This window comes from Halomarinibacterium sedimenti, assembly GCF_019312585.1.
Lineage (GTDB): Bacteria > Bacteroidota > Bacteroidia > Flavobacteriales > Flavobacteriaceae > Halomarinibacterium > Halomarinibacterium sedimenti.
In genome coordinates this window covers 798,094-815,200 of sequence record NZ_JAHWDP010000001.1, presented here as the reverse complement: position 1 = coordinate 815,200, position 17,107 = coordinate 798,094, and the positions used below count along the sequence as shown (strand labels likewise).

Here is a 17,107-nt window from a genome sequence, read left to right as displayed (position 1 = left end):
TATGTTTACCGAAAAAGCCAATAAAATATTTCAGGAAGTCATTAAAACCTATCACGTTGTAGATGACCCCTATCAGCCATTTACCAATCCATACAACAAAGATTCTCAATTATTAGAGCATCTTTTATACAGAAAATCATGGATAGACACGGTACAATGGCATTATGAAGATATTATCCGCGATCCCAATATCGATCCCGTTGCCGCCCTAGATTTGAAGCGAAAAATTGATGCTTCCAATCAAGACAGAACCGATATGGTAGAATATATCGACAGCTATTTTCTAGAAAAATACAAAGATGTTGAGGTAAAGGATAATGCTACTATAAATACCGAAAGCCCAGCTTGGGGCGTGGACAGATTGTCCATTTTGGCTTTGAAAGTCTATCATATGCAAGAGGAGGCTACTCGCGAAAATGCTTCGGATGCCCATAGAGCAGCCTGCCAAAAAAAGTTGGATGTACTGTTAGAGCAACGTGTGGATTTAAGCACGGCAATCCAGCAGTTATTAGACGATATCGCCCACGGTAGAAAATACATGAAAGTGTATAAGCAGATGAAAATGTACAATGACGATGAATTGAACCCGATATTGAGAAGTCAAAAATAAACTTGGGTGAAACCTCCCGCACACATATTGGTTATTCGTCTCTCAGCCATGGGAGATGTTGCCATGACGGTTCCCGTGTTGCTCAAATTAGTGGAAGCCTACCCAGACCTTCAACTTACAGTAATTTCTCGAAAGCTATTTAAACCCTTTTTTGACGACATTCCCAATATTTCCTTTTTGGAAGCCGATGTGAAAGGAGCTCACAAAGGATTAGTAGGCATTGTTAAGCTAGCAAAGCAGGCAAAAAAACAGCATATAACAGCTGTAGCCGATTTACATAATGTCATTCGCACGAAAGTTATGAGGCGTTATTTTACTTCTTTTTCGATTAAAGTAGCGAAAATTGATAAAGGACGCGCTGAAAAAAAAGCTATTACAAAGGCTAGTGGAAAACCATTAAAACCTATTAAATCTACACATGAACGCTACGCTGATGTATTCAGAAAATTAGGTTATGCGTTGGATTTACAGTCCCCTCTTTTTTTGAAAAGAAAACCTTGGCCTGCTAAAATTTCTGAGAAGATTACTTCAAAAAAACGAATTGGCATAGCTCCTTTTGCGGCGTATCAAAGTAAGATGTATCCATTGGATTTAATGAAAGAGGTCATACAGACGTTGGAAGCTACCAACGAATATCAAATGTTTCTCTTTGGAAGCCTTGAAGAGAAAAATGCACTAGAGACGTTAGTGTTAAACTCAAATACTATTATAAATACCGCAGGAATGTTTTCTTTGGAAGAAGAATTGGCACTTATTTCAAATTTAGATGTCATGGTGTCTATGGACAGCGGCAATGGGCATTTGGCGGCCATGTATGGCATTCCCGTAATAACGCTTTGGGGAGTGACCCATCCGTTTACAGGCTTTGTCCCGTTTCATCAACCTATGGAAAACCAACTTGTTTCTGATGTTGAAAAATACCCCTTATTACCCACTTCGGTGTATGGAAATAAATACCCTACTGGATACGAAAATGTGATGGAGTCCATCGAACCATTAGCCGTAATAGAAAAAATTAAAAAACTACTTGATTAAACATCGTCATAATCCACTACCAAAGTAGGGGTTGTGGGGTGCGATTGGCACGTTAAAATGAGCCCCTCTTCCAGTTCGCTATCGGTTAAAATTTGGTTTTTCCGCATTTCTACTTTTCCCTCTTTTACGCGGGCAATACACGTGCTACAAATTCCGCCTTGGCAACTGTATGGGGCGTCTAAATCTTCAGCCAATGCAGCGTCTAAAACGCTTTTTTCTTGAGACATAACAAAGGTTTTAGTCTCATCGTCTAACGTAATGGTAATGCTAGTATTTCCGTCGTGAGTTTCGGTAAGCGTTCCCTGCTCTGTTGAGGTAAACAATTCGAAGTGGATATCCTTTTCCGCAATATTTTTTTCAATTAAAGTGTCTTTCACTTCAAAAATCATTTCCTCGGGACCGCATAGATAATACGAATGAAAATCGATGTCTTTATATTTATTTTTCAGCAGAAAATTAACCATCGATTTTTCAATTCTTCCAAAGAATGTTCCTTCTACACTTTCACGGCTAAAGAAGTATTCAATGTTAAGTCTATTAGAATATTGTGCTCTTAGACTTTCTAATTCCGTATAAAACATGGTTTCAGACTTACTCTGATTTCCGTATGCTAAAACAAAAGTAGAGTGTGGCTCTTTTTTTAAAACCGTTTTAATCATGGACATAACTGGAGTGATTCCACTACCCGCTACAAATGCCAAATAGGCGTTGTTATTTTCGGCATTTGTCTTTAGTAAAAAATGCCCTTGTGGCGGCATGACTTCAAGGGAATCCTCCACTTTTAAAACATCATTGGCAAATACCGAAAAAGCTCCGCCTTCTACTTTTTTAACTCCAATTTTCCAAGTATTGCTATCCACTTCACTACATAAAGAATAGGATCTTCTCAATTCTTTTCCGTTGAGGGTATGTTTTATGTTGAGGTATTGTCCCGCTGTAAATTTGAAGGTTTCTTTCAAGTTTTCAGGAATATGAAAAGTAATTGAAACCGCGTTTCGGGTTTCTTTTTTTATTTCAGAAATTGATAAGGGGTAAAAAGTATTCATTGCAAAAATTTGTCGCAAAAATACAAAGGATAATTTCTACAACCATCCTAAAATTGAATGAAAGCGGGCTATTTTTCTTATCAAAAACTTACAGTTACAAAAAAGAAGTGTATTTTTACCCTCCTTTAGCTATCTTTAGATACTAAAAACAAAGGTTTTAAGTTACTTTATTATACAAACTGAAAGAATTTTGAAGCGCTTACATAAAATTACCATTTTTTTACTCGCTGTATTACTTTTTGCAGCTTGCTCCCGAAAGAAAAATACTTTTTTAAGCAGAAATTATCACGCCGTTACTGCGGAGTACAATGCTATTTATAATGGCGATGTGGCTTTGGCAGAAGGGAAAGAAGAGTTAGCACTAACTTACCGAGATAATTTTTGGGAAATTCTTCCAGTGGAACGTATAGAGCTTAAGGAGGAATTCACTAAACCAGGAGAACAAACCAATCCAAAATTTAATAGAGCCGAAGAAAAAGCCGCAAAAGCTATTCAAAAACACTCTATTTACATTGATGGAAAAGAATACAATCCGCAAATAGACGAAGCCTATATGCTATTGGGAAAAGCTCGTTATTTTGACGAGCGTTTTGTCCCTGCTCAGGATGCTTTCAACTTTATTCTAAACCGTTATGCCACCAGTAATAATGTGAATGAAGCCAGAATGTGGAAGGCGAAAACCAACATTAGAATGGGGAATGAAGAAGGAGCCCTTGAGGAATTAGCTGAGTTGATTGAAAAGGAAGGGTTGGAAGTGGAAGACTTGGCAGATGCTTCGGCAATTATGGCTCAAGCTTATATTAACCTTGATACTTTGGAAGCAGCATTACCGCTGATTAAAACTGCTTCAGAATATGTTCGAGACAACGAATTAAAAGGAAGATATACGTACATTAAAGGACAGATTTATAATCGGCTTGGAGAAAAAGATAGTGCCAACATGGCCTTTCAAGAAGTGATTGAATTAAACAGAAAATCTCCTCGAACTTATATGCTCAATTCCTATATGGAAATTGCACGAAATTTCGATTATGAAAAAGGAGATAAGGTTGCCTTTTTAGAATTGCTACAGGATTTGGAGAAGAATCGTGAAAACAGACCTTTTTTAGACCTTATTTACAATCAATTTGGGGAATATTATCGAAACACAAAAAATGTAGATACGGCTATCATTTACTACAATAAGTCTATAAAGAAATATTTAGAAAATGACCCCTTACAGGCTTTGAATTACTCTACGTTGGCAGAAATAAGCTTCGATAGAGCACTTTACAGAACTGCTGGAAAGTATTACGATAGTACGCTTGCCTTTCTTCCTGAAAATTCTCGCCCTTGGAGACGTATGAAGAAGAAACTTGACAATCTAGCGGATGTTATTAAGTATGAAGATATTGCCACAAGAAATGATTCGATTCTAAGACTGGCTGGGATGTCAGAATTTCAACAAATGGCGTATTTTTCAGAATACACAAAGAATTTACAAGAACAAATACGTCAAGATTCCATCGCAAAAATTAAAGAAGAGCAGCAAATAGCAAACAAAGAATTTTACAAAAAGAATACAAGCAAGAATAGTGAGGCAAATGAAGGTGGTGCGTTTTATTTTTATAATAGCTCAACGGTCGCCTATGGTAGAGAAGAGTTTAGAAAAATTTGGGGAACACGAAAGCTTCAAGATAATTGGAGGATGTCAAACAATAATAATGCTATTACCCAAGAAGAAAACAATGTAATTGAGTCTGCAATCGATGGCGCAACTCAAAGTGAATTATTAAACCCTCAAACCTATATAGCCACTATTCCTACAGATGAGAAAGTAATAGATAGCCTAACTAAAGATCGTAATTTTGCCTATTACCAATTGGGGCTGATTTATAAGGAAAAATTTAGAGAGTATGGATTGGCAACAAATAGATTAGAAAAACTTTTAGGATTTGGTCCGGAAGAGCGTTTAGTACTTCCTTCGAAGTATAATTTATACAAGATTTACGATTTATTAGGAAATAAAGCGGAAGCGGATAAGTGGAAGAATGATATATTAAACAATCATTCAACTTCTCGATATGCCGAAATTCTAAGAAATCCAAATACACAATTGGAGACCGACGAATCTAGCCCAGAGTTTAAGTATAAGGCGCTTTATGCCGAATTTGAAGCCTCTAATTACGATTACGTAATTGCAACTTGCGATGAGTTTCTCATTATTTATAATGGAAACGATATCGTTCCCAAATTAGAAATGCTAAAAGCAACAGCCCTAGGAAGAAGAGATGGCTTTGAAGCCTATAAAAAAGCAGTGAATTTTGTAGCGCTTAATTATCCATTGGCTCAAGAAGGAAAGGATGCCCAAGAAATTTACACCAAGGTTTTACCGAAAATAGCAGTAAATAGTTTTATCGAGGATAAAGATGCAACTACTTGGAAAATTGTTTATACCTTCAACGCGAGTGATCTTGAAAACGCCAAGAAACTTGAGAAAAAACTAAATGATGCTATAGTAGAATACCACTATGAAAACAATATGAGTATTTCATTAGATTACTACAATCCTTCAACCTATTTCGTGATTATTCATGGATTAAACACGCGATTGGGTGGAAGAGGGTTTGCCGAAGTATTAAAAGAAAATAAAAAATATAAAATAAAACAGCCATTTTTTGAAATAGCATCGGCTAATTACAAAATCATTCAAATTCATAAGAATTTGGATTCCTATTTAAATACAGATAAAATAACTGAAGAAAACAGTAATCCCCAAAAATAGCAACCTATGTTTTCAGACAAAAAAAACAAGAACAGTATGGAACCAACTAGTAGTCAAAATAGAATAAACGAAGGAACCCAACTAAAAGGGGATATTATTTCTAATGGGTTTTTTAGAATAGACGGAACTATTGAAGGGAATATTAGTAAGCCTTCAAAAATTGTTTTAGGAAAATCAGGAAGTATAAAAGGAAAATTAATTTGTGATGATGCAGATATTGAAGGAAAATTTGAAGGAAATTTAAATGTTTCAGGAACACTTACTTTAAAGGCAACTGCACATATTGAAGGAGAAGTAATTGTAGGGAAACTATCTGTTGAACCAGGTGCCACTTTTAACGCAACGTGTACCATGCATGGAACTCCAAAGGCAAATATCTCTATACCAGAAACACAAATTTCCGAAAGTTTAAAAGCAAAAAACCATCCGTTTGACCGCACCCAACGATCTCAAAAAGCAAAAGTCGAACAGCAAAATTAATAACTACGCCAAGTATTCTGGCATAGCGTTTCAAATGATTGCTGTCATCGCTATGGGTTGCTATGGTGGTGTGAAATTGGACGAGAAATTCCCAAATAAATATTCTGTCTTTACCATAGTTTGTAGCCTTCTCTCCGTAGGTATTGCGACCTATATTGCCATAAGACAAGTTGGGAATGATTCAAAAAAATAGAATTAAATGAATAAAGATGTACTTAGTTTCTTAGGAAAATGGTTTGTGTTTTCTTTGCTTCTCTATGTTGTTCACTACTATATTTTATTTCAGATTGCTTCAGAAAATGAATATTATTTTCCATTATGGAGCATTTATTTATTTAATTCGGTGTTAGCTTTCATTGTTTATTTTTTCGTAAAAAGACAATTTGAAAAGGCTTCTGAAAAAACCTATCAAACTTTTCTTATTTTAACCATGGTTAAAATGGGATTAGCCATTGTTTTTCTATTGCCTTTATTTACAGGCAAATCTGAATATCCCAAAACAGAAACTATCAATTTTTTTATTCCCTATTTCTTGTTTTTAGCTTTTGAAATCTTCAGCCTGAATAAATTTTTTCAAGCTCCTAAAACAAAGTAATTTTTGGTTTGTCAATTCATTTACTATTAGTACATTTGCACCGAATTTCAGGAACGCAAAAGCACTACATTGAAAACAACGAAATTTAGTATCAATAGAAACCTCCTTTTAGGAGCATTTTTTTTACTCTCAATTTTTGCTGTTAAGGCAAGTTCAATTTCTAAAGAAAAGGAAACAACTTCTGATGATGAATTTGACACGAAAGAACTTATTTTCCATCACATAACAGATAGTCATAGCTTTCACATAGCAGGAGATTTAGCACTTCCATTACCCATCATTTTATGGACTGAAAATGGGTTAGTGACTTTTATGTCTAGTGAATTTCATCACGATATAGATGGTAAAACGATTGTAGAGAAGAATGGATTGAAATTCGTTAATGTTCACGAAAAAATCTATCAATTAGAGGCAGGTGCAAGTAGTGTTGCATTCGACGCGGAACATCACCCAACAAACGCAAAAAAGCCACTTAATATTTCCATTACTAAAAACGTCTTTTCGATGTTTTTATCTATGGCATTTATTCTATTAATTTTCTTACTAAGTGCTAGATCTTACAAAAGATCTAATAATAATATGCCCTCTGGAATAGGAAAGTTTATGGAGCCCATTGTCTTATTTATAAGAGATGAGGTGGCTATACCTAATATAGGAGAGAAACATTATGGGCGTTATATGCCATTTTTGTTGACTTTGTTTTTCTTTATTTGGATTAATAATGTAATAGGGCTAATTCCATTTTTCCCATTTAGTAGTAACTTAAGTGGTAACATTGCTTTTACAGTAACCTTAGCGTTATTTACATTTATCATTACCTTATTTAGTAGTAAAAAATATTATTGGAAGCATATGCTTTGGATGCCAGGTTTACCTGTGCCCATGAAGTTATTTCTTGCTCCCATTGAGTTTATGGGGATGTTTATTAAACCCATAGCTTTAACCATACGTTTGTTCGCAAATATTACTGCCGGACACATTATCGTACTAAGTTTAATTTCCTTAACCTTTATTTTCAAAAACTACTTTGTAGGAGTTGGTTCTGTGGTGTTTGTAGTTTTTATTAGTGTTATTGAAGTTTTAGTAGTGGCAATACAGGCATATATATTTACCATGCTTTCGGCATTGTATTTTGGACAAGCATTAGAAGAAGAACATTAATTAATTTTTAAATATATAAACTATGAGTTTAGCATTAGTACAAGAAGCCGTAGCAAACTATGGAGCATTTGCAGCAATTGGAGCTGGTCTTGCAGCCATTGGTGGTGGTATCGGTGTAGGTAAAATTGGTGGGGCAGCTATGGAAGCCATGGCACGTCAACCAGAGATGCAAGGAAAACTGCAAGGTTCTGCAATCGTATTGATTGCATTTATCGAGGCGGTAGCACTTTTTGGTGTGGTAGTATCTTTCCTTGTTGCAGGATAAACAATAAACAAGGGCGCAACGGTTGGTTGCGCCTAGTTTTGTATTTTAATTAATTAGATTAAAACAAAAGTATGGAATTAATTACTCCAGAATTCGGACTTATTTTTTGGACAGGAATATCGTTCTTGATCTTACTTTTTATTCTTAAAAAGTTTGCTTGGAAGCCTATTTTAAATTCGGTGAACACAAGAGAGCAATCTATTAAAGATGCTCTTGCTGCCGCAGAAGCTGCGAAGCGTGAAATGGAAAACCTTACTGCAGATAATGAGCGTATTTTAAAAGAAGCTCGTGCCGAAAGAGAAACGTTATTAAAAGAAGCAAGAGAGATTAAGACCAAAATGATTGCCGATGCTGAAGAAGATGCAAAAGTAAAGGCTGACAAGTTAATTGCCAATGCACAAGCAGCAATTGAAACTGAAAAGAAAGCTGCTATTTCTGAATTGAAAGCACAAGTTGCTAATCTTTCTCTTGATATAGCTGAAAAAGTAGTAAAAGCAGAACTATCCAACAAAGACAAGCAATTAAAATTGGTAGAGGATATGTTGGGTGATGCCAAACTAAACTAAGGAAGAAATGAGCGGAAGCAAATCAGGAATTCGATATGCAAAAGCAGTTTTGCAACAAGCAACTGAGGCAGGAAATGCTAAGGAAGTGTTTGCAGATATGCAGGACATATCTACTACCCTAGCAGATAGCAAAGAGCTTCGCGTTGTATTGCAAAGCCCAGTAATTAAGGGAGAAGATAAAAAAGAAGCCCTTTTAAAAATATTTAATTCACAGTCCAAAGCGACACATTCTTTGATTGAGGTTTTAATTTCAAACCATAGAATCAATCAACTAGGAAATGTAGCAAATGCCTATACTGCTTTGTACAATGATGCAAAAGGAGTAAAAAGTGCAAAGGTTACTACTGCGGTTCCTCTATCAGAAGCTTTAGAAAAGCAAGTGCTTGCTAAAGTTGAAGAATTAACAGGAAGCAAAAGTGTGACTTTGGAAAACGAAATAGATGAGTCTATTATAGGAGGATTTATTCTTCGTGTAGGAGATTTACAATACAATGCAAGTATTGCAAACCAATTAGGAAATTTAAAAAGAGAATTTAGTAAAAGTTTATAAAACCATTTGGCGTTAAGCCAAAACATAGATACAAAAAAATGGCAGAAGTTAAACCAGCTGAAGTTTCAGCAATCTTAAAGCAACAACTTTCAGGTTTTGAAGCTACCGCTTCACTAGACGAAGTAGGAACTGTATTGACTGTGGGGGATGGTATTGCCCGCGTATATGGTCTTGCTAATGCACAATACGGAGAATTGGTAGAATTTGAAAACGGTCTTGAAGGAATTGTATTAAACCTTGAAGAAGACAACGTAGGGGTTGTATTATTAGGTCCTTCAAAAGAAATTAAAGAAGGAGCTACTGTAAAACGTACCCAACGTATTGCTTCTATCAACGTAGGTGAAGGAATTGTAGGACGTGTTGTAAATACCCTTGGGCAACCTATCGATGGTAAAGGTCCTATTGAAGGGAAAACTTACGAGATGCCACTAGAGCGTAAAGCACCTGGAGTAATCTTTCGTCAACCAGTAAACGAGCCACTTCAAACAGGGATTAAGTCTATCGATGCGATGATTCCTATTGGAAGAGGGCAGCGTGAGTTGGTAATTGGTGACCGTCAAACAGGAAAAACAACTGTTTGTATCGATACTATTTTGAATCAAAAAGAATTTTACGATGCAGGAGAACCTGTGTATTGTATTTATGTAGCAGTAGGACAAAAAGCTTCTACTGTGGCAAACATTGCAAAGGTATTAGAAGACAAAGGAGCGCTAGCGTATACTACTATTGTAGCTGCAAACGCTTCAGACCCTGCACCAATGCAAGTATATGCGCCTTTTGCCGGAGCAGCAATTGGAGAGTATTTCCGTGATACGGGGCGTCCTGCTTTAATTATCTATGATGATTTATCAAAGCAAGCGGTGGCCTATCGTGAGGTATCTCTTTTATTACGTCGTCCACCAGGACGTGAAGCATACCCTGGGGATGTTTTCTACCTACACTCAAGATTATTAGAGCGTGCTGCAAAAGTAATTGCAGATGATGCCATTGCAGCAGATATGAATGACCTTCCAGAATCTTTAAAAGGAATTGTAAAAGGAGGAGGATCGTTAACGGCTTTACCTATTATTGAAACACAAGCAGGAGACGTTTCGGCATATATCCCAACCAACGTAATTTCGATTACAGATGGTCAGATTTTCTTAGAGTCAGATTTATTCAACTCAGGAGTACGTCCAGCGATTAACGTAGGTATTTCAGTATCTCGTGTGGGAGGTTCTGCACAGATTAAATCTATGAAGAAAGTAGCGGGTACTTTAAAGCTTGACCAGGCACAGTTCCGTGAATTGGAAGCGTTTGCGAAGTTCGGATCAGACCTTGATGCCGCTACAATGAATGTAATTTCAAAAGGACAGCGTAACGTTGAGATTTTAAAACAAGCACAAAACGATCCTTTTAAAGTAGAAGATCAGGTAGCTATTATTTATGCAGGTTCAAAAAACCTACTTCGTAATGTACCTGTTGAAAAAGTAAAAGAATTTGAAAGAGATTATATAGAATTGTTGAACGCTAAGCATAGAAGCACACTAGATGACCTTAAAGCAGGTAAATTAACCGATGAGGTAATTGATGTGTTAACTTCGGTTGCTAAAGACCTTTCATCAAGATATAACTAATATATTATTTTCTCCAATCTCATTTATAATGAGATTGGAGGATATTTTTTAGCTTAACTCAAAAGAGAAATGGCGAATCTTAAAGAAATTAGAAATAGAATCACCTCAGTAGGTTCAACCATGCAGATTACGAGTGCCATGAAAATGGTATCTGCTGCAAAGTTGAAAAAAGCACAAGATGCCATTACTGCGATGAGACCCTATTCTGAAACCCTTACCAAGCTTCTTCAAAATTTAAGCGCTACCCTAGAGGGTGATAGCGGAAGTAAATTTGCAGAGCAACGAGAAGTAAACAATGTTTTAATTGTGGCAATCACATCTAATCGTGGATTGGCTGGCGCTTTCAATAGTAATATTGTAAAGGAATGCAGAAGAAGCCTTTCGGAAGTTTATAAAGGGAAAAATGTTCAATTTGTAACTTTTGGGAAAAAAGGGAATGACATTTTAAAGAAAACAGGAAATGTTGTTGAAAATAACAACGCAATTTTTGATGATCTTTCTTTTGAAAATGCTTCAGAATTAGCTCAAAAGCTAATGGGTTTTTATGCAGAAGGAAAATTCGATAAAATTGTTTTAGTATACAATAACTTTAAGAATGCTGCTACCCAAATAGTTATGCATGAGCAGTATTTGCCTATTGCTTCTTTAACGAATGAAGATACAGATACGAAAACAACCACAGATTATATTTTTGAACCTTCAAAAGAAAAAATTGTAGAAGAATTAATTCCTAAGATGCTTAAAACACAATTGTTTAAAGCGTTGAGAGATAGTGTGGCAAGTGAGCACGGTGCTCGTATGACGGCTATGCATAAAGCAACCGATAATGCTACCGAATTGCGTGATGAATTAAAACTTCAATATAACAAAGCACGTCAAGCAGCCATTACTGGAGAGATACTTGAGATTGTTGGTGGGGCAGAGGCTCTTGCTGGATAATATTGATGAGAAAAGTATTAAAAACCTTCCGCCATAAACGGAAGGTTTTTTTATACCTTTATGGCAAGACTTTTGATTTGTATCAATTATGAAAAAACTATTTAAAATATTAAGTCTTTCCATCTTTGTAATAGGAATATCAGGTTGTGCAGGTGGTAAGGATTATCTACTTGAGCAAAATCCACCTTTTACCGTTTCGACTGCTTATTTTCAAAAATGGGTTGCGGGGATTAAAGAAGGAGGTTCAGGAACTAAAGTCCATATTACCATTGAGAATATAAAGGAAGAGATTTCAGTAAAGGAAATATTTTTTGGAGATCGAATTTTAAGTGCTCATAGACACCCACAAAATATTGATAGTTATACTGCAGATTTTAAAGATGAAGCTAGACAGGATGTTGTTATGGATGGCGATGCAGTAAAAGAATCACAAAATATACCTCCTGAGAAATCTCCTTTTAGCCTTAGAAAAAATGAAGCCATTTTAAGTTATACAATTAAGGGCGAAATGCATTATTACAAAATTTCAAATCTTGAAGAAAAGCCTCTTATTGCTTACCCAAGTAGCAACCCTAACGGAAGGAATTAAATCTTTTTAAACACTTTATGGTCATTAAAATTATTAACAAGTCCTCACACCCATTGCCGCATTACGAAACTGACGCTTCTGCCGGGATGGATCTTAGAGCAAATAATGAAAATCCTATTCTTTTAAAGCCACTCGAAAGAACCATTGTAAAAACAGGCCTTTTTATTGAGCTCCCTATAGGGTTTGAAGCGCAAGTTCGGCCAAGGAGTGGATTGGCGGCAAAAAAAGGAATTACAGTATTAAATGCTCCTGGCACTATAGATGCAGATTATCGTGGTGAAATAGGGGTAATATTGGTAAATCTCTCCAATGAAAATTTTACCATAGAAAACGGAGAACGTATAGCACAATTGATTGTTGCGAAACACGAACGTGCACAATGGGAAGAAACCATTGAACTTTCTGAAACCAACAGAGGAGAAGGTGGTTTTGGGAGTACAGGAGTAAAATAAATCTAGAATTTTTTGAACATATAAAATGAAAATAATTGTCCCTATGGCCGGTCGTGGTTCGCGACTTCGCCCACATACCTTAACCATTCCTAAACCATTAATTCCCGTTGCTGGGAAACCCATTGTACACCAATTAGTCACCGATATTACCCAAGTCCTAGGAGAACCCATTGAAGAAATTGCCTTTATCCTTGGAGACCCTGCCTTTTTTGGAGAGGATGTTGTTACAAGTTTACAGGAATTAGGAGAAAATTTAGGTGCGAAAGTATCCATTTATAGGCAGTTAAACCCAAAAGGTACGGGTCACGCCATTATGTGCGCAGAACCTTCTCTTTCGGGCCCAGCAGTAATTGCTTATGCCGACACGCTAATTCGAGCCACTTTTAACCTTGATAAAGAGGCTGATAGTGTTATTTGGACCAAAAGAGTGGATAATCCTGAGGCGTATGGCGTAGTTAACCTTAATGAAAAAGAAGAGATCATCGAATTGGTCGAAAAACCAAAGACTTTTGTGAGTGACCAAGCAGTTATTGGTATATACTATTTTAAAGAAGTAAGTGAATTGAAAAAGGAACTTCAATACGTGCTAGATAACGAAATTATTCATGGAGGCGAATACCAAATAAACGACGGAATTAAAAGAATGATGTATGCTGGAAAAGTATTCAAAACTGGGACTGTTGAGGAATGGATGGATTGTGGAAACAAAGAAGTTACGGTAGAAACCAATGGAAAAATGCTTCAGTTTTTGATGGATGATGGGAAACAATTACTTTCAGAAAAGTATACTTCAGAAAACTCTAAAGTGATTCCTCCCTGTTATATTGGGGATGGTGTGGTTTTAAAAAACGCAACAGTGGGTCCTTTTGTTTCCATTGGAAACGAAACAACCTTAGAAAACTGTACCGTTAAAAATTCTATAATACAAACCCAATCGGTTATTAAAAATGCTACTTTAGACAATGCAATGATTGGTAATCACGTTATGTACGACGGTAACTTTACCCAAATAAGCATTGGCGATTACAGTGAGTTAAAATGATAGAAAAATTGAAAATAGCGTTGTTTCTCTTCGGAATATTTTTTTCTGAAGCAACCCTATTTTCACAAGAACTTGAAGAAGCACCCACAGATGATTTAGGAAATGTAAGTGATGCTTTTCAGGAGAGCTTTTTCGAAGCTTTAAAGCAAAAAGGAATAGAAAACTATGAGTTAGCACTTGAAGCACTTCAAAAAGCTGAGAAAGCGGCTAAAAAGGATCCTATTCAAGAAGCGGTGGTGCATTTTGAAATGGCAAAAAACCTTACCAAGCTCAAACGTTTTGACGAAGCTGAAGATAATTTTAAAAGCGTACTTCTTACTACAGGTGAAAGAATAGACGTTATGGAAGCCTTGTACGAGTTGTATTACCAACAACGAAATTACACGGCAGCCATCCCACTCGTTGAAAAACTAGCAAAAAAGGATGATGATTATAAAGAGGATTTAGCCAATCTTTTCCATAGAACGAAGCAATATGACAAAGCATTGAAATTGTTGGATGAGTTAGATGAAGATTGGGGAGAAAGTGTGTATCGAGATTCGTTACGAAAGCAGATTTATCAAATTACCGGAAATAGTGAAGGAGCCATTACCAATTTAGAATCTAAAATTGAAAAGAACTCCAAGAATGAACAGGATTATCTCAACCTAATTTATTTATATAGTCAAGAAGGAAACACCCAAAAAGCCTTTGAAATAGCAGAAGAACTATTAAAAAATAATCCTAATTCCAAAAAAGCCCATTTGGCTTTGTATAAATTTTATTTGGAAGAAGGAAATACTACAGATGCCATTAAATCTATGAAAATAGTCTTTAAGGCTTCAGAAATTGATACAGCCGAAAAGTATAAAGTGCTTTCAGATTTTTTGAATTTTGTTTCAGAACATCCTCAATTTGAAACCGAATTGGAATCACTCATCCCATTACTTTCAGATAGCAATAGCGGGAACTTCTATGAACAACTAGGAAATTATTTTATTCAGAAGAAAAATAAGGAAGTTGCCCTTCAATTTTTTGAAAAAGGAGCAGCGCTGGACACTGATAATTATAGCTTAATTAAAAATACTATTTTGCTTCAAATTGATACGGGAAAATTTACTGAAGCAGCTAATTTAAGTGAGAATAGTTTGATGGTTTTTCCAGCACAGGCATTACTTTATCTCTTAAATGGCGTAGCAAATAATCATTTAAATAATGCCGATAATGCCATTGAAAGCCTTGAAATGGGGGTCGACTTTTTACTCGATGACCCAAAGATGGAAAAGGATTTTTATGTGCAATTAAGTAAAGCATACACCCAAAAAGGAGATACTAAAAAGGCAAACTTTTACGCTAAGAAAGCTTCTGAAATTAACTTGTCAAATTAATGCTGAAAAAAGGAATTTATATAGTATTTATCTGTCTTGCTTTTATTTTAAATAGCTGTAAGGGGACAAAATCTGTAATTGGTGGAGAAACAGCTACTAGCCTAAGCATTCAAAAAGTGATGTCTTTACACCAAGGGGCTTCACCCAATTTCAACACCTTGGCTTCCAGAGTTCAAGTTGTATATGAGGATGAAGATAAACAACAATCCATTACCGTAAGCCTTAGAATGGAAAAGGACAAAACTATTTGGATTAAAGCTTCTGTTTTAGGCATTACTTTGGCAAAGGCCATTATAACTCCCGATAGAGTAAGCTATTATGAAACCGTTTCGAACACCTATTTCGACGGAGATTTTTCACTATTAAGTGATTGGTTAAGCACCCATTTGGATTTTGAAAAAACACAGTCCATTCTTTTAGGGCAATCTATTTTTAACTTGGATGATTCAAATTATAAAGTGGATGTGGTAAACAATCTTTATAAAATCCAGCCTAAGAAACAACCCTTTAACTTTATTCATTCTTTATTTTTGAACCCAACGTCATACAAGGTTGTTTCTGGATCAGTTTCACAGCCTAATGACAATCGATTATTGTCTATTCGCTATGGAGACTATCAATTTGTGGAAGGGAGTTATTACCCTTCAGATATATTAATTGATGCATCTGAAAAGGACGAAAAGACCAAAATTTCCGTTACCTATAAAAATATTGATGTAAACGCCCCCGTGAGTTTTCCATTTGAAATTCCGCAGGGATATGAGCAAATACAGTTGTCCAAATGAGAAAAAAAGGCTTCTTTCTTTTCGGGTTATTACTTTTTTTTATAGCAGCACCTTCTTTTTCCCAGTCCAAAAAACAAAAAGAATTAGAGGAAAAGCGTCAAGCATTACTTGAAGAAATTCAGAAGATAAATTCCTTATTATTTAAAACAAAAGGCGAAAAAAAATCTGTATTAGCAGAGGTTGAAGATTTGGATCAACGCATTTCAACTCGTGAAACTTTAATAAGGGTTACTAATGAACAAGCCAATTTATTAACGCGAGAAATTAATACCAACCTCAATTCGATAGATCAGTTAAAAACCGAACTAAAAGTACTGAAGACCGACTATGCTGGGATGATTTCAAAATCCTATAAAAGCAAATCACAGCAAAGTAGAATCATGTTTTTATTGTCTTCGGAAAACTTTTTGCAAGCCTACAAGCGCATGCAATATATGAAGCAGTACACCAAGTTTCGCAAAAAGCAAGGAGAGGAAATTAAAGTTAAAACAGGGGAGCTTCAGAAGCTAAATGAAGATTTAATTAGACAAAAAAAGGACAAAGAAAAATTAATTGCTCAAAATAAAATTGAAAAAGCAAAACTAGACGAAGAGAAGAAGAACCAGCAAGCATTGGTGGCTACCTTAAAAAAGGAGGAAGGTAAATTTGCTAGTCAAATACGGGATAAGCAAAAAGAAGCAGACAGACTAGAAAGGGAAATAGATGCTTTAATTAAAGCAGCCATTGCTGAAGCAAATAAAAAGGCTTCCGCTGGAAATACAACTTCAACCACAACTACAACGAGTTCAGCTACCACATTTACATTAACTCCAGAGGCAAAATTACTTGCCAAAGATTTTAAGAATAATAAAGGGAAGCTTATTTGGCCTGTTGAAAAGGGGAAGGTAATTACCCCTTTTGGACGAAGGCAACATCCTCAATTCCCCAACGTGATGCAGGATCACAATGGAGTAGAAATAATTACCGAATCCAATGCTACCGCTCGGGCAGTATTTAATGGGGAAGTCATGCAGGTGCAACAGCTTAAAGGTGCCAATAAGGCCGTATATATTCGCCATGGAGACTATATCACGATTTATAACAATCTAGCTACTGTAGCTGTTAAAAAGGGAGATAAAGTTTCAACAAAGCAAGTAATAGGAACTGTCTTTACGCATCCAACAACAGGCAAAGCTATTTTAAAGTTTTTTGTGTATCAAAACACGAACAAAATGAATCCTGCCGATTGGATCTACAAAATGTAAC

At 35.8% G+C, this 17,107-nt stretch carries 19 protein-coding genes; 18 read left to right on the top strand and 1 reads right to left on the bottom strand.

The features are described 5' to 3' along the window. Position 1 precedes the first annotated feature (1 nt). The gene (locus KXJ69_RS03890; protein WP_219051471.1) at positions 2-610 is read left to right on the top strand and encodes a DUF4254 domain-containing protein; all 609 of its coding nucleotides are present in this window, start codon (positions 2-4) and stop codon (positions 608-610) included. Positions 611-616: 6 nt separating this feature from the next. Continuing rightward, on the top strand, positions 617-1,645 hold the full coding sequence (locus tag KXJ69_RS03885; protein ID WP_308701026.1) for a glycosyltransferase family 9 protein: 1,029 nt from the start codon (positions 617-619) through the stop codon (positions 1,643-1,645). On the opposite strand, the gene KXJ69_RS03880 is transcribed toward KXJ69_RS03885, so the two are convergent. After that, positions 1,642-2,691 (bottom strand): 2Fe-2S iron-sulfur cluster-binding protein, encoded by a 1,050-nt coding sequence (locus tag KXJ69_RS03880; RefSeq protein ID WP_219051469.1) that lies wholly within the window; start codon positions 2,689-2,691, stop codon positions 1,642-1,644. The two genes, KXJ69_RS03885 and KXJ69_RS03880, sit on opposite strands and share 4 nt — an antisense overlap. 190 nt (positions 2,692-2,881) lie before the next feature. Between KXJ69_RS03880 and porW the strand changes: the two genes are divergently transcribed. From porW to KXJ69_RS03800, 16 genes are all read left to right on the top strand, one after another. After that, on the top strand, positions 2,882-5,455 hold the full coding sequence (gene porW, locus KXJ69_RS03875) for a type IX secretion system periplasmic lipoprotein PorW/SprE (protein WP_219051468.1): 2,574 nt from the start codon (positions 2,882-2,884) through the stop codon (positions 5,453-5,455). 36 nt (positions 5,456-5,491) lie between these two features. Beyond that, positions 5,492-5,935, top strand: a complete 444-nt coding sequence (locus KXJ69_RS03870; protein ID WP_308701025.1) for a bactofilin family protein — start codon at positions 5,492-5,494, stop codon at positions 5,933-5,935. Then, a complete protein-coding gene (locus KXJ69_RS03865; RefSeq protein WP_255571169.1) occupies positions 5,886-6,128 on the top strand; it encodes an AtpZ/AtpI family protein in 243 nt (80 codons plus the stop codon). Before KXJ69_RS03870 ends, KXJ69_RS03865 begins: the two co-directional genes overlap by 50 nt. Before the next feature lie 6 nt (positions 6,129-6,134). Then, a complete protein-coding gene (locus KXJ69_RS03860) occupies positions 6,135-6,530 on the top strand; it encodes a hypothetical protein (protein ID WP_219051462.1) in 396 nt (131 codons plus the stop codon). Positions 6,531-6,599: 69 nt separating this feature from the next. Further along, a complete protein-coding gene (gene atpB, locus KXJ69_RS03855) occupies positions 6,600-7,691 on the top strand; it encodes a F0F1 ATP synthase subunit A (protein WP_255571168.1) in 1,092 nt (363 codons plus the stop codon). Positions 7,692-7,713: 22 nt separating this feature from the next. Continuing rightward, the gene (gene atpE / locus KXJ69_RS03850; protein ID WP_219051460.1) at positions 7,714-7,956 is read left to right on the top strand and encodes an ATP synthase F0 subunit C; all 243 of its coding nucleotides are present in this window, start codon (positions 7,714-7,716) and stop codon (positions 7,954-7,956) included. A 71-nt stretch (positions 7,957-8,027) separates the two neighbouring features. Further along, positions 8,028-8,522 (top strand): F0F1 ATP synthase subunit B, encoded by a 495-nt coding sequence (locus tag KXJ69_RS03845; RefSeq protein ID WP_219051458.1) that lies wholly within the window; start codon positions 8,028-8,030, stop codon positions 8,520-8,522. 7 nt (positions 8,523-8,529) lie between these two features. Then, positions 8,530-9,072 (top strand): ATP synthase F1 subunit delta, encoded by a 543-nt coding sequence (gene atpH / locus KXJ69_RS03840; protein ID WP_219051456.1) that lies wholly within the window; start codon positions 8,530-8,532, stop codon positions 9,070-9,072. Between the two features lie 38 nt (positions 9,073-9,110). Next, on the top strand, positions 9,111-10,688 hold the full coding sequence (atpA, locus tag KXJ69_RS03835) for a F0F1 ATP synthase subunit alpha (protein ID WP_219051454.1): 1,578 nt from the start codon (positions 9,111-9,113) through the stop codon (positions 10,686-10,688). Positions 10,689-10,757: 69 nt separating this feature from the next. Beyond that, on the top strand, positions 10,758-11,627 hold the full coding sequence (atpG, locus tag KXJ69_RS03830; protein ID WP_219051452.1) for an ATP synthase F1 subunit gamma: 870 nt from the start codon (positions 10,758-10,760) through the stop codon (positions 11,625-11,627). 88 nt (positions 11,628-11,715) lie between these two features. Next, positions 11,716-12,216, top strand: a complete 501-nt coding sequence (locus tag KXJ69_RS03825; protein WP_219051450.1) for a hypothetical protein — start codon at positions 11,716-11,718, stop codon at positions 12,214-12,216. A 17-nt stretch (positions 12,217-12,233) separates the two neighbouring features. Continuing rightward, complete coding sequence (dut, locus tag KXJ69_RS03820; protein WP_219051448.1) at positions 12,234-12,668, top strand: dUTP diphosphatase; 435 nt, start codon at positions 12,234-12,236, stop codon at positions 12,666-12,668. Positions 12,669-12,693: 25 nt separating this feature from the next. Next, on the top strand, positions 12,694-13,710 hold the full coding sequence (locus KXJ69_RS03815) for a sugar phosphate nucleotidyltransferase (protein WP_219051446.1): 1,017 nt from the start codon (positions 12,694-12,696) through the stop codon (positions 13,708-13,710). Beyond that, the gene (locus KXJ69_RS03810; protein WP_219051444.1) at positions 13,707-15,077 is read left to right on the top strand and encodes a tetratricopeptide repeat protein; all 1,371 of its coding nucleotides are present in this window, start codon (positions 13,707-13,709) and stop codon (positions 15,075-15,077) included. The genes KXJ69_RS03815 and KXJ69_RS03810 overlap by 4 nt, the downstream gene beginning before the upstream one ends. Next, entirely contained in the window at positions 15,077-15,862 is a 786-nt protein-coding gene (lolB1, locus tag KXJ69_RS03805; protein WP_219051442.1) for a lipoprotein insertase outer membrane protein LolB1, read from the top strand. Before KXJ69_RS03810 ends, lolB1 begins: the two co-directional genes overlap by 1 nt. Continuing rightward, a complete protein-coding gene (locus KXJ69_RS03800) occupies positions 15,859-17,106 on the top strand; it encodes a murein hydrolase activator EnvC family protein (protein WP_219051440.1) in 1,248 nt (415 codons plus the stop codon). The genes lolB1 and KXJ69_RS03800 overlap by 4 nt, the downstream gene beginning before the upstream one ends. The last annotated feature ends 1 nt before the right edge of the window (position 17,107 follow it).

Coding starts and splice junctions, on each gene's coding strand:
- dut (WP_219051448.1), top strand. CDS start 12,234: ATGGTCATTAAAATTATTAACAAGTCCTCACACCCATTGCCGCATTAC.
- atpG (WP_219051452.1), top strand. CDS start 10,758: ATGGCGAATCTTAAAGAAATTAGAAATAGAATCACCTCAGTAGGTTCA.
- KXJ69_RS03880 (WP_219051469.1), bottom strand. CDS start 2,691: ATGAATACTTTTTACCCCTTATCAATTTCTGAAATAAAAAAAGAAACC.
- KXJ69_RS03890 (WP_219051471.1), top strand. CDS start 2: ATGTTTACCGAAAAAGCCAATAAAATATTTCAGGAAGTCATTAAAACC.
- lolB1 (WP_219051442.1), top strand. CDS start 15,077: ATGCTGAAAAAAGGAATTTATATAGTATTTATCTGTCTTGCTTTTATT.
- KXJ69_RS03815 (WP_219051446.1), top strand. CDS start 12,694: ATGAAAATAATTGTCCCTATGGCCGGTCGTGGTTCGCGACTTCGCCCA.
- atpA (WP_219051454.1), top strand. CDS start 9,111: ATGGCAGAAGTTAAACCAGCTGAAGTTTCAGCAATCTTAAAGCAACAA.
- KXJ69_RS03845 (WP_219051458.1), top strand. CDS start 8,028: ATGGAATTAATTACTCCAGAATTCGGACTTATTTTTTGGACAGGAATA.
- KXJ69_RS03870 (WP_308701025.1), top strand. CDS start 5,492: ATGGAACCAACTAGTAGTCAAAATAGAATAAACGAAGGAACCCAACTA.
- KXJ69_RS03800 (WP_219051440.1), top strand. CDS start 15,859: ATGAGAAAAAAAGGCTTCTTTCTTTTCGGGTTATTACTTTTTTTTATA.
- KXJ69_RS03810 (WP_219051444.1), top strand. CDS start 13,707: ATGATAGAAAAATTGAAAATAGCGTTGTTTCTCTTCGGAATATTTTTT.
- KXJ69_RS03860 (WP_219051462.1), top strand. CDS start 6,135: ATGAATAAAGATGTACTTAGTTTCTTAGGAAAATGGTTTGTGTTTTCT.
- atpH (WP_219051456.1), top strand. CDS start 8,530: ATGAGCGGAAGCAAATCAGGAATTCGATATGCAAAAGCAGTTTTGCAA.
- atpE (WP_219051460.1), top strand. CDS start 7,714: ATGAGTTTAGCATTAGTACAAGAAGCCGTAGCAAACTATGGAGCATTT.
- KXJ69_RS03825 (WP_219051450.1), top strand. CDS start 11,716: ATGAAAAAACTATTTAAAATATTAAGTCTTTCCATCTTTGTAATAGGA.